Source organism: Mesobacillus jeotgali (assembly GCF_014856545.2).
In the GTDB taxonomy this organism is placed as follows: Bacteria; Bacillota; Bacilli; order Bacillales; family Cytobacillaceae; genus Mesobacillus.
Genome location: NZ_CP109811.1, coordinates 1,691,688 through 1,704,148, shown reverse-complemented (window position 1 = coordinate 1,704,148; position 12,461 = coordinate 1,691,688). Strand labels below are relative to the sequence as shown.

Genomic DNA, 12,461 nt, shown 5'->3' with positions numbered 1-12,461 from the left:
TAAAAGTTGTTAAACTTTAATTCTTTTTTTACCCCGATAGAAAAAGTGCACCCTGCTCCAGGATACACTTCCGTTCATAACTATTCTTTAGGGGCGGCAACATTTCCGCTTAGGGCTTTTTCCCAATCTTCCTCTTGATCTGTATTTATGAAGTCGTGTAAATTCCCAAGCCCCCATTTTCTGTCCTGAAACCCAAACCACAGTGATACATCTTCAAGATACTTTTCCTTACCATTGATCATCATAACCAAATCCACTTTTCCAGTCGGGTATGTATCATCCAGCTCCACATAAAGATTTTTATAGTCAACTAGATAAGTGCCGTTCTTTTTTAAAGACTGAACCCGTTTACTCCAAACTTTTTTTGCCTCTCCATAGGGGATGGTTGGAGATAAATCAGATGCAACATCATAAAAATGAATCCCATCAAACGCTGCTTCGTAATTTTGTTCTACCAAATTTTCTAAAACATGTTTTGCAGCCTTTTTGGATTGAAGCTTATCTGCTAAACCCGGAACCACAAATGCACTTAAAAGACTAAAACCAGCCATGATTGCTATAATTCCGATTATTTTCTTCACATTAGCACCTCGTTATCAGAAAATTCCACTTTTTAATTTTATCACATCCTATCTATAAATTTAACCATATTTTACTAAAGTAGAAAAAGCAGCCAATAGGCTGCTCTCAGTCAAATATTTTTGGCGGTTCCCCATTCTGATGGATTTTTGCGCCATTCTGCAAGGCTATCAAGACTTTCTTTAGTGATAAGTCCTTTTTCCTCTGCCAGGTTAGCAAGAGTTGTGAAGTCAGTCAGTGAGTGTGCTGAGATATTTGCAGAATCCAGCTGCTGCTTGCCTTTTTCTAGTTCATATGTAAAAATCGAAACAACTCCAAGTACTACGCAGCCTGCTTCTCGCAATGCCTCGACCGCCTCAATGACGCTGCCTCCAGTTGAGATTAAATCTTCGACAACAACGACCTTTTGGCCTTGAGTCACCTTTCCTTCGATTTGATTCCCTTTTCCGTGTCCCTTTGCTTTCGAGCGTACATAAGTCATAGGTAAATCAAGCAGTTCGCTGACCCAGGCGGCATGAGGTATCCCAGCAGTAGCCGTTCCCGCGATCATCTCAGCTTCTGGAAAGTGTTCAACAATCAAGCTCTTCAGCCCTTCAGCCACTCTTCTGCGGATGGGAGGAAAAGACAGAGTGAGTCGGTTATCACAGTAAATCGGCGACTTCAGTCCGGAAGACCATGTAAATGGATTTTCAGGCTGTAAGCTGACAGCTTCGATTTCAAGCAATGCTTCTGCTATTTCTCTTTTCATTGATATACACCTTTCCATTCATTATTAATTGCCAGATAGCTCTCCAGGGGATTAGCTGCCCGTGTAATTGGCCTTCCGACGACGATTGCGGATATACCTTGTTTCCTTGCAAATTCAGGAGTAGCACTGCGTTTCTGGTCCTGAATCGCACTTTCAGCTGGACGGATCCCCGGTGTGACGGTCATGAATTCAACACCCAATCGGCCATGAATGAGGCTGGCTTCATGAGGGGAACAGACCACACCATCAAGCCCTGACTTTTGAGCCAGTGCCGCATAATTCAGTACGGACTCATGTAACGATACCCCAATCAGCTGTTCAGAATGGACCTGGATTTCAGATGTACTGGTCAATTGTGTGACCGCAATGCAATCCGGACGCTTGAGACCCGCTGGAGTGCCTGCCTCAAGGCCCTCGATCGCTGCTGCCATCATTTCCGAACCTCCAGCAGCATGGACATTGACAAGGCCACACCCCATTCCAGCGAGCACCTTCATTGCACTTTTTACTGTATTAGGGATGTCATGAAGCTTCAGGTCAAGGAAGATTTTATGATTCCGCTTCTTCAACTCCTCAATAATTGACGGCCCTTCGGCATAAAAAAGCTCCATTCCAACTTTTACAAAAAGCTGTTCATTTCCAAATGGTTCAAGGAACTCAAACACCTGCCCCTTGTTAGGGAAATCAAGGGCGATAATAAGCGAGTCTTTCATTCTTCTTCCAGCTCCTTCCCGTTAATTCAGAAATATGGTCTGCCCCGAGCTTAGCCAGCCATTCCGGCAATTCTTCAATGATTTTTGGGCATACAAAAGGGTCTACGAAATTCTGGGTTCCTACCGCCGCAGCACTTGCACCGGCAAGGAAAAACTCGACCACATCCTCAGCCGATTGGATTCCCCCCATTCCGATAATTGGGATGGATACATGCTGGCTGACTTCATAAATCATCCTGATGGCTACCGGCTTCACAGAAGGACCGGACAAGCCGCCGGTTTTATTCGCAAGTATTGGCTGCCCTGTCATCAGGTCGATTCTCATGCCAAGCAAAGTGTTGATCATTGTGATCCCATCCGCGCCTCCATCCTCAACTGCCCTGGCAATCTTGACAATGTCAGATACATTTGGAGAAAGCTTTACATACACAGGCACTTCAGACACATCTTTTACCTTCCGGGTCAGCGCCTTTGCCATGTCGGGGTCTGTGCCGAAGGCGATCCCGCCCGTTTTTACATTGGGACATGATATATTCAGTTCAAGGGCATGGACATTTGGAGCCTTGGACATTTGTTCTGCTACTTTTACATAATCATCCTCCGTTGAACCAGCGATGTTCGCAATGATCGGCACATCAAACTGCTCGAGCCATGGAAGTTCTTCATTATACACTTTCTCTAAGCCGGGGTTCTGCAGGCCGATGGCATTGAGCATCCCGCCTGGCGTCTCGGCAACCCTTGGCGTCGGGTTTCCAAAGCGCGGGTCTGGCGTCGTAGCCTTTATCATGATTGCTCCCAGAAGGCTCAAGTCGTAGAGCTGGCTGAACTCCCTGCCAAAGCCGAAGCAGCCTGAAGCAGGCATAACTGGATTTTTTAGATTTAATCCTGGCAGCTGGATTGATAGCGAACTCATATGACAACCTCCCCTGCTTGAAATACTGGTCCATCGCTGCAGACCTTTTTATATGTGAAGCCTTGTGGATCATCCTTCGTATGGCAGACACATGCAAAGCAAGCACCGATTCCGCATCCCATCCGTTCTTCTAGTGAAAGGTAAGTTTTATCTGCATAATTTCCATTTTCAACGGCTCTCAACATCGGTGTCGGACCGCAAGCAAATACTATATCCGCTTCCAAACCGTCAAGAATGTCAGTGACGAACCCTTTTCGGCCATAGGTGCCATCAACAGTCGTAACATACACTTCACCAAAGCCTGACAGCTCTTTTTCGTAAAAAAGGGCACTGGCTGTTTGGAATCCGATTATGCTTATGACTTTAACTCCATTTCGGGCGAGCTGCTTAGCGAGTTCATACATAGGCGGAACTCCAACTCCACCGCCAACAAGGATTGCCGTTTGACCCGGTTTGGCTTCTCCTGCCGGAAAGCCATTGCCCAGTGGTCCCAGGACATCGACTGACATCCCTGGGGTTTTTTCGGCTAGCATGGAGGTTCCCCTTCCCTGCCTCCTGTAGATAATCGTAAATGTGCCATCATTAATCGAAGCGATGCTGATTGGCCGGCGCAAAAGCGGGTCAAAGCCTTCCCCAACTTTCACATGGACGAATTGGCCAGGCTGGGACATAGCCGCAGAAAGTTCGCCGCTTAAGACCAGTTCAAAAATGTTGTCGGCAATCTGTCTGTTGCTCACTACTTTGCAGTTTTCCTGCCTGATCATGAAAAAACACCTTCTTTGGCTTGCTCCATCGGCTTTAGTGCATCTGCTGAAAATGTCATAGATTCAATGACTCGTAAGATCGCTTTTGCTGTATCAAGGGAAGTCAGGCATGGCACACCATTCTCTACAGATTCTCGGCGGATCCTGAATCCATCACGTTCTGGCTGCTTGCCTTTTGTCAGCGTGTTGATGACCATCTGTGCTTCTCCCTTACGGATCACATCGATCAGATTCGGTCCTTCAGCACCGATTTTTCCGACAGTCTTCACCTTAATGCCGGCAGCCTCCAGGTATTTGGCTGTTCCTTCTGTCGCCATCAATTGATAGCCAATGTTCGAGAATCTCTTTGCCAATGCCAATGTTTCTTCTTTATCCTTATCAGCAACTGTAAGAAGGACTGTACCAAACTCCTTGATTTTCATGCCGGCAGCAATCATGCCTTTATACAGAGCTTTTTCGAGCGTTGTATCCTTACCCATGACTTCGCCGGTAGACTTCATTTCCGGTCCGAGTGTGATGTCAACCCGACGCAATTTTTCAAACGAGAACACCGGTACTTTCACAAAAACTCCATCTTGTTCAGGTACAAGACCGGTTTCGTATCCTTGAGCTTGCAGGCTCTGGCCAAGGATGACCTTAGTTGCGATTCTCGCCATTGGCACGTTCGTGATTTTGCTCAGAAATGGTACTGTACGGCTGGAGCGAGGGTTCACTTCGAGCACATAGACTTCTTCATCAGCAATGACATATTGAATATTCAGCAGACCGACAATATTCAGCCCTTTAGCAAGATCAATCGTATAGTTTACTAGCTTTTGTTTTACTTCCTCACTGAGGCTTTGAGGCGGATAGACACCGATCGAATCCCCCGAATGGACACCCGCTCTTTCAATATGTTCCATAATGCCCGGTATCAATACGTTTTCCCCATCGGATATCGCATCGACCTCTACTTCTTTCCCAGTCAGATAACGGTCGATCAGCACAGGATATTCAGGGTTGATCTTTACCGCGTTTTTCATATAATGCAGAAGTTCTTCTTCCTTATAGACTATCTCCATTGCCCTGCCGCCGAGTACATAGGATGGACGCACAAGAACTGGGTAGCCGATTTCTGATGCAATCAACGCTGCTTCTTTTACTGATTTTGCTGTACTGCCTTTTGGAAGCGGGATTTGCAGGCCGGATAGTGCCTGTTCAAACTTGTCACGGTCCTCAGCCCGATCCAGATCTTCCAGGCTTGTTCCGAGAATCTTCACTCCCCTGTCGACAAGCTTCGATGCCAGGTTGATCGCAGTTTGCCCGCCAAATTGGACCACTGCTCCAATTGGTTTTTCGAGATTGATAATGTTCATGACATCCTCAATCGTCAAAGGTTCAAAGTACAATTTATCAGAGATGCTAAAATCAGTAGAGACCGTTTCAGGATTGTTATTGACGATAATGGCCTCGTAGCCCGCTTCTTTGATGGCTTTCACGGAATGGACGGTAGCGTAATCAAATTCGATTCCCTGACCAATCCTGATCGGCCCGGACCCCAGTACAATGACGCTTTCCCTTCCTGTCACAACTGATTCATTTTCTTCCTCATATGTGCTATAGAAATATGGAGTCTCTGATTCGAACTCAGCGGCACAAGTATCGACCATTTTAAATACAGGGGTCAGGCTGTTCTCAATCCGCCACTGATATACTTCCTGTTCTTCCACGTTCCACAGTTCAGCAATTACCTTATCTGAAAAGCCTTTGCGCTTTGCTGACTTTGCTGTTTCCAGGTCAAACTTCTTTTCAGAAAGCTCCTGCTCAAAAGCTATTAATCTCTCTAATTTATGAAGGAAGAATAAATCGATCTTGCTCCAGCTGTGAAGAGTTTCGATTGAAATCCCTCTTCTGATCGCCTCTGCAAGGTAAAATAACCTCTCGTCACCGGCCTTGCGAATTCTCTTCTCAAGCAATTCATCGTTAATTTCACTTTGATTATTCAAAGAAAGGTGGATCACATCAGCTTCAAGCGAACGAATCGCTTTAAGCAGCGACTCTTCGAAAGTCCGGCCGATTGCCATAACTTCGCCAGTTGCTTTCATTTGCGTTCCAAGTGTCCGGTTCGCTGATTCAAATTTATCGAATGGCCAACGTGGAATTTTTGTTACAACATAATCCAGTGCAGGTTCAAAGCAGGCATATGTCTTCCCCGTAACCGGATTCAGCATTTCATCGAGTGTCAAACCAACAGCGATTTTAGCTGCCAGCTTGGCAATTGGATAGCCCGTAGCTTTTGATGCCAGGGCAGAGGATCGGCTTACCCGCGGATTCACTTCGATTACATAGTAGTTAAAGCTGTCAGGGTCAAGTGCAAGCTGAACATTGCAGCCGCCTTCGATCTTCAGGGCCCTGATGATTTTCAGGCTGGCATTCCTAAGCAGCTGGTATTCACGGTCACTCAGAGTCTGGCTTGGCGCCACGACGATGGAATCCCCTGTATGGACACCTACCGGATCGAAGTTTTCCATATTGCAGACGACGATGGCGTTATCATTGCTGTCACGCATTACTTCATATTCAATTTCCTTGAACCCGGCAATGCTCTTTTCAAGCAAACATTGTCCTACAGGACTGTTTTTTATGCCGCTCGTTACGATCTCAATCAATTCTTTTTCGTTGCTGCAGATGCCTCCACCAGTGCCTCCCATTGTAAAAGCAGGGCGGACAATCACTGGATATCCGACTCTCTCCACAAAAGTATAAGCCTCTTCTAGATTGTGAATGATGTCGCTGTCTGGGACCGGCTGTCCGAGCTCGTTCATCAAGTCCCTGAATAACTCTCTGTCCTCCGCCTGGTTGATCGCTTCTAGCTTTGTTCCGAGAATCTTCACGCCACATTCATCCAAAACACCTGATTTAGCCAGTTCGACTGCAAGGTTAAGTCCTGTCTGTCCGCCAAGAGTCGGCAGGATGGCATCCGGACGCTCTTTGCGGATGATCCTTGCCACAAACTCAAGAGTAAGCGGCTCTATGTATACCACATCTGCAATTTCCGTGTCAGTCATGATGGTTGCAGGGTTCGAATTGACGAGGATGACCTTATAGCCTTCTTCACGCAGTGCGATGCATGCCTGTGTGCCTGCATAATCGAATTCTGCTGCCTGGCCGATGATGATCGGTCCTGATCCTATGACTAATATACTGTTAACATCTTTACGCTTTGGCATTTGTGACAGCCTCCTTTTTTTCTGCTTCTACTAGCTCGATGAATTGGTTGAATAATTCGTTCGCATCCTCAGGTCCTGGTGATGCTTCCGGGTGATATTGCACAGTGAAAGCTGCGGCATTTTTATGGGCAAGACCCTCAACTGTTCCATCATTTAATGCTATATGTGTAACCTCTAGCTCTGTCCCTGTGACAGATTCTTCAGTAACTGTATATCCATGGTTTTGTGAGGTCAGCGCTACTTTCCCCGTCCTTAAATCCTTCACAGGATGATTGGAGCCGCGGTGACCGAATTTCATTTTTTCCGTATTTGCCCCACAGGCAAGCGCGAACAACTGGTGGCCAAGACAAATCCCGAACAGCGGTACCTTGCCTAACAGACCTTTAATCATTTCAATCGCCTCAGGAACATCCTTTGGGTCCCCAGGTCCATTTGAAAGCATGATGCCATCCGGACTCAAGCTGAGAATTTCTTCGGCAGTTGTATTGTAAGGAACTACTATCACATCACAGTTCCGGTCATTCAGTTCCCGCAGGATACCGTGCTTCAATCCGAAGTCAACAAGCACGACCCTATGGCCACGGCCTGGGCTTGGATAAGGTGTTTTCGTTGAAACTTGCTTTACCTGGTCATTCGGCAGGCTTCTGCCTTTTAATGCTGCAATAACTTCATCCGGATTTTCTTCCATCCCGCAGATGGATCCCTTTAATGTTCCATGCTGCCGAATGATTTTTGTCAGCTTTCTGGTATCGATTCCAGCAATGCCCGGAATATTTTTCATTTTCAAGTATGCATCCAAAGATAATTCAGAACGCCAGTTGGAAGGAAATTCAGCATTTTCTTTCACCACTAGCCCATGGACTGCAGGACTGATAGATTCGAAATCATCCCTGTTGATGCCGTAGTTGCCAATCAGCGGATAAGTCAGTGTCACAATCTGGCCGCAGTATGAAGGATCTGACAGGATTTCCTGATAGCCGGTCATACCTGTATTGAAAACAACCTCACCTGTAGTAGCCGCTTCACTTCCAAATCCATCCCCCACAAAAATGGTTCCATCCTCTAAAATCAGCTGCTTTTTCATGCGGTCACAACTCCCTTTTCCCAGACTATTTTTCCTTCAGCAATCGTCAGTACCGGCCATCCTTTGCACTTCCAGCCTGCGAATGGTGTATTCTTGCCTTTTGATAAAAATTCTTCTGGATTGATCTCTTTTTCCAGGTCCAGATCTATTAATACGATGTCAGCTGGTGTAGCAGCTTTTAGTTCTCCATAAGACAATCCAAATGTTTTTGCAGGTTTGACTGTTAAAAAGTCCACCAGCTGCTTTAAGGTAATAATTTCTTTTTTAACAAGGTGTGTGTACAGAAGCGGGAAAGCTGTCTCCAGGCCGACAATCCCAAATGGCGCCAGCTGGATTCCCTCTGCTTTTTCCTCACTTGTATGCGGTGCATGGTCAGTGGCGATAAAATCGATCGTCCCGTCCAGCAGTCCTGCGATCAATGCCTCGTGGTCTGCCTTGCTTCTTAGCGGTGGATTCATTTTATAGTTGGCATCATTTCCGCTTATATCCTCTTCATTCAAAAGCAAATGGTGCGGCGTTACCTCTGCTGTGACCTTTATGCCATATCGCTTCGCGTCCCGGACTGCTCTGACTGATTCTTTCGTGCTGATGTGGCAAACATGGTAATGGCATCCTGCCTCTTCCGCAAGCAGAATGTCTCTTGCTATATGTACAGATTCACATACTGACGGGATTCCGTTGATTCCCAGTTCAGCGGCTTTCCTGCCCTCATGTAGAGAGCCTTTATTGATCAAAGTATTGTCTTCGCAATGTGCGACTATTGCCATATCAAGCTTTGCAGCTCTTTTCATTGCTTCAAGCATCATTCCTGCTGACTGGACACCAACGCCATCATCCGTTAGTGCGAATGCACCTGCTTCTTTTAAACCTTCAAAATCTGTCAGTTCCTGGCCAAGCTCGCGCACAGTGATTGACGCATATGGCAAGACTCTTACGGAAGCTGTTTCCTGGATTCTCTTCTGAAGCCACTCCATCTGCTCTTTTGAATCAGGCACCGGCCTGGTGTTCGGCATTGCAGCAACAGTGGTAAAACCACCTTTTGCAGCAGCCAGTGTTCCGGTAGCAATCGTTTCTTTTTTCTCGCCTCCCGGTTCGCGAAGATGCACATGCAGGTCTACAAATCCTGGCGCAACCAGCTTTCCTTTAGCGTCAATAATTTGTTCTGCTTCAGCTGTTAACCCGGATCCGATTGCAGCGATTTTTCCGTCCTCTATCAAAATATCTGTTTCTTCAAATCCTGTTTCAGTAAGCAATCTGCCATTTTTGATTAACATGGTCATTTTTCATTCCCCCATTCCTATTTTCAAGTGCTCTCTTTAACACTGCCATTCTGATGTACACACCATTTTCCATTTGCTTAAATATCCGTGACTTTGGACTTTCAACCAATTCATCTGCGATTTCGACGCCGCGATTGACTGGTGCAGGATGGAGGATGATGCTCCCTTTTTTCATAAGCCTTTCTCTTTCCATCGTTAAACCATAGTGTCGGTGGTACTCAATCTTATCAAATAGAAGTTTGCCATCATGCCGTTCATGCTGGACACGCAGGAGCATCACCACATCTGCCGACTTAACGGCCTCGTCTACTGGCATATAGCAGCAGCCTTCAGGAAGGTTGTTTTGATCCACCCAGTCTTCAGGACCCGAAAAAATCACTTTAGCTCCAAGTCTGACCAGTGCGTCCGCATTCGACCTCGCTACACGGCTATGGAGGATATCACCGATGATGGTAACTGCAAGCCCTGTAAAACTGCCGAACTCTTGCTGGATGGTCATCAGGTCAAGCAATGATTGTGTTGGGTGGTGCCCTTTTCCATCGCCGGCATTGATGATCGGAATCCTAATGCCTTTTTCAAGTTCTGAAAAATAATTATCTGCATTATGCCTGATTACGAGTGCGTCGGTGCCAATTGCTTCAAGTGTTTTAACGGTGTCATACAAAGTTTCGCCTTTCAGTACACTGGATGTCTGGACCTCAAACGGAATCACTTCGAGCCCAAGCTTGCGTTCAGCCATTTCAAAGCTGGACTTTGTCCTTGTGCTTGGCTCGTAGAATAAATTGCTGATGAACAGTTTTTCTTTTGGCTGCCATGTCTTCCCGCTGGCAAATTCACCCGCACACAGAATAATTTCCTGTATTTCTTGTTCACTAAGCTGTGATGTTGTCAGTAAATCCCATTTCACGGCTGATCCCCCCTTCTATTTTGCAAGAAAAAAAAGCACCCTGTTTTCTGTTCAACAGGGTGCTTGACTATGAGCTTGCCGGCATAAACCCCGAATTTTCGGGTTTGCGTGCATCATGAATAAGCCGGTTCGCTCATATCACCCTTATAAGCCTCTCTGGACTTCTTTAAAAGGTGGTACTATGCTACATCGTTCTTTTTCTCAGTTTTTTTTTCAGTTTCCATTTCAAACATATCTTCTTCAATTTCCGGGCGTCCAGGCAGGACCAGGTTAAGGATGACACCAATCAAGGCCGCTAAAGCCATGCCATGTATTTCGAAGTTTTCATTCAGCTTAATGAATGCTCCGCCAATCCCGATCACCAGGATAACCGATGAGACGACAAGGTTTCTTGTGTTGCCAAAGTCGATTTTGCTGTCGACAAGCATTCTCAAACCTGATGAAGCGATGATTCCGAACAGCAGGATTGAGACGCCGCCCATAACCGGTGTTGGGATTGAGCTGATCAATGCCGTAATTTTACCGATGAATCCGAATACTGTCGCGATGATGGCTGCGCCAAGCAGGACATACACGCTGTACACTCTCGTAATCGCAAGGACACCGATGTTTTCGCCGTAAGTCGTCTTTGGCGGCCCGCCGATCAAACCGGAAATCATTGTCGCCATACCATCACCCATGATGGAGCGGTGAAGACCCGGTTCTTTGATATAATCCCTGCCGACAACCTTGCTCAGTACGAGCTGGTGTCCGATATGTTCTGACAATGTGACGATTGCGACTGGAACCATCAGCATGACCAGCTTCCAGCTGATGCTCACATCGTAATGGACAAACGGGAAGATGAAATCTGGCATTTCAAAAATATCCGCTTTTCTGATTCCTGTGAAGTCTACGATGCCTATTGCCATTGAGTAAAGATAACCGACAATGATACCAGCAAGGATAGGGATCATGCTGAACATTCCCTTTCCGTAAATCGAGAAGACGATTGTCGCTGCAAGCGTTACTAAAGCCGCAGAGAAGTGAATCAAGCTGTACTCAGTAGTGCCAGGGACATTCATTGCCATGCTGACCGCTGTTCCTGCCAGTGAGAGCCCAATGACAATGATGACAGGGCCGACTACAACTGGCGGCAGCAGGCGCATGATCCAGCGGTAACCTGCCTTCTTGATGATCAGAGCTACAACTCCATAAACGAGTCCGGCAAGGAAGGTACCAATCATTGCGGCACCAGGTCCTCCACCTGCTTTGGCTGCGATGACAGGAGCGATGAAAGCGAAGGATGACCCTAGGTAAGCCGGAACCTGGAATTTAGTGATAATCAGGAAAGCGATCGTTCCAAGGCCGCTTGAAATCAAGGCGATGGCCGGGCTTAAGCCGACCAGGTAAGGTACAAGGATTGTCGCGCCAAACATGGCGAATAAGTGCTGAAGGCTAAGTGTGAACCATTGGAATGGTGATGGTACATCTTTAATGTCTAGGATTGGTTTGTTCATATTTATTCCCCTCTCTCTTTGTATAAAAAAACCCTCTTTGCCAGTAGATACAAAGAGGGTATGGGTAAAAAAACCCGCACAAAGCCATCAGCCATGCGTTCCCCCTTTTCAGCCTCTCTGGACTGCATTTAAAAGGGCATTATTTATTTTTCAAAAATGCTTACGCGTTCTTCTTCATCTACTTCCTGAAGCTCGACGACGATTCTTTCCGAGCTTGATGTCGGTATGTTCTTTCCCACAAAGTCCGCCCTGATCGGCAGCTCCCTGTGACCTCTGTCGACCAGCACTGCAAGCTGGATTGTCGCCGGGCGTCCAATATCGATCAAAGCATCCATACCAGCGCGTACTGTCCTGCCTGTATAAAGGACATCATCCACCAGGATAACCTTTTTATTCGAAATGTCGACCGGAATATCCGAGCCTTTTACCTCAGGCTCCTGATCATCCGTCTTCTTCGTCAAGTCATCGCGATACAGTGTGATATCCAGCTCACCTACCGGGATTTCCGCTCCTTCAATCTCGCGGATCCTTTCAGCCAGCCTTTTGGCGATATAAATCCCTCTGGTACGGATACCCACAAGCACGCTGTCTTCGATTCCCTTGTTTCTTTCGATGATTTCATGAGCAATCCTCGTCAGTGCCCTGCGGATTCCCTGGTTGTCGAGCACAACCGCTTTTTCAGCCATTGTTTTCACTCCTTCTCTGTCTATGGAAAACGGAAAGTAAAAAACCCTCTCGCCTGATTTCGGCAAGAGGGTAAACGTG

11 protein-coding genes are annotated in these 12,461 nt (G+C 46.6%); all 11 read right to left on the bottom strand.

Annotated features, from left to right (window positions below; all coding sequences use genetic code 11):
• Nucleotides 1–80 precede the first annotated feature (80 nt).
• On the bottom strand, nucleotides 81–581 hold the full coding sequence (locus FOF60_RS08435) for a hypothetical protein (protein WP_192470291.1): 501 nt from the start codon (nucleotides 579–581) through the stop codon (nucleotides 81–83).
• Between the two features lie 110 nt (nucleotides 582–691).
• Entirely contained in the window at nucleotides 692–1,327 is a 636-nt protein-coding gene (gene pyrE, locus FOF60_RS08430; protein WP_192470290.1) for an orotate phosphoribosyltransferase, read from the bottom strand.
• Complete coding sequence (gene pyrF / locus FOF60_RS08425) at nucleotides 1,324–2,040, bottom strand: orotidine-5'-phosphate decarboxylase (RefSeq protein WP_192470289.1); 717 nt, start codon at nucleotides 2,038–2,040, stop codon at nucleotides 1,324–1,326. Before pyrF ends, pyrE begins: the two co-directional genes overlap by 4 nt.
• Nucleotides 2,012–2,953 (bottom strand): dihydroorotate dehydrogenase, encoded by a 942-nt coding sequence (locus FOF60_RS08420; RefSeq protein WP_192470288.1) that lies wholly within the window; start codon nucleotides 2,951–2,953, stop codon nucleotides 2,012–2,014. Before FOF60_RS08420 ends, pyrF begins: the two co-directional genes overlap by 29 nt.
• On the bottom strand, nucleotides 2,950–3,717 hold the full coding sequence (locus FOF60_RS08415) for a dihydroorotate dehydrogenase electron transfer subunit (protein WP_192470287.1): 768 nt from the start codon (nucleotides 3,715–3,717) through the stop codon (nucleotides 2,950–2,952). Before FOF60_RS08415 ends, FOF60_RS08420 begins: the two co-directional genes overlap by 4 nt.
• The gene (carB, locus tag FOF60_RS08410; RefSeq protein ID WP_192470286.1) at nucleotides 3,714–6,926 is read right to left on the bottom strand and encodes a carbamoyl-phosphate synthase large subunit; all 3,213 of its coding nucleotides are present in this window, start codon (nucleotides 6,924–6,926) and stop codon (nucleotides 3,714–3,716) included. Before carB ends, FOF60_RS08415 begins: the two co-directional genes overlap by 4 nt.
• A complete protein-coding gene (locus FOF60_RS08405) occupies nucleotides 6,913–8,010 on the bottom strand; it encodes a carbamoyl phosphate synthase small subunit (protein ID WP_192470285.1) in 1,098 nt (365 codons plus the stop codon). Before FOF60_RS08405 ends, carB begins: the two co-directional genes overlap by 14 nt.
• A complete protein-coding gene (locus FOF60_RS08400) occupies nucleotides 8,007–9,290 on the bottom strand; it encodes a dihydroorotase (RefSeq protein WP_192470284.1) in 1,284 nt (427 codons plus the stop codon). Before FOF60_RS08400 ends, FOF60_RS08405 begins: the two co-directional genes overlap by 4 nt.
• Nucleotides 9,253–10,197, bottom strand: a complete 945-nt coding sequence (locus FOF60_RS08395) for an aspartate carbamoyltransferase catalytic subunit (protein ID WP_192470283.1) — start codon at nucleotides 10,195–10,197, stop codon at nucleotides 9,253–9,255. Before FOF60_RS08395 ends, FOF60_RS08400 begins: the two co-directional genes overlap by 38 nt.
• Before the next feature lie 179 nt (nucleotides 10,198–10,376).
• Nucleotides 10,377–11,696: a solute carrier family 23 protein gene (locus tag FOF60_RS08390; protein ID WP_192470282.1), complete on the bottom strand. Its 1,320-nt coding sequence runs from the start codon at nucleotides 11,694–11,696 to the stop codon at nucleotides 10,377–10,379.
• 143 nt (nucleotides 11,697–11,839) lie between these two features.
• The gene (pyrR, locus tag FOF60_RS08385; protein WP_192470281.1) at nucleotides 11,840–12,382 is read right to left on the bottom strand and encodes a bifunctional pyr operon transcriptional regulator/uracil phosphoribosyltransferase PyrR; all 543 of its coding nucleotides are present in this window, start codon (nucleotides 12,380–12,382) and stop codon (nucleotides 11,840–11,842) included.
• Nucleotides 12,383–12,461: the final 79 nt, after the last annotated feature.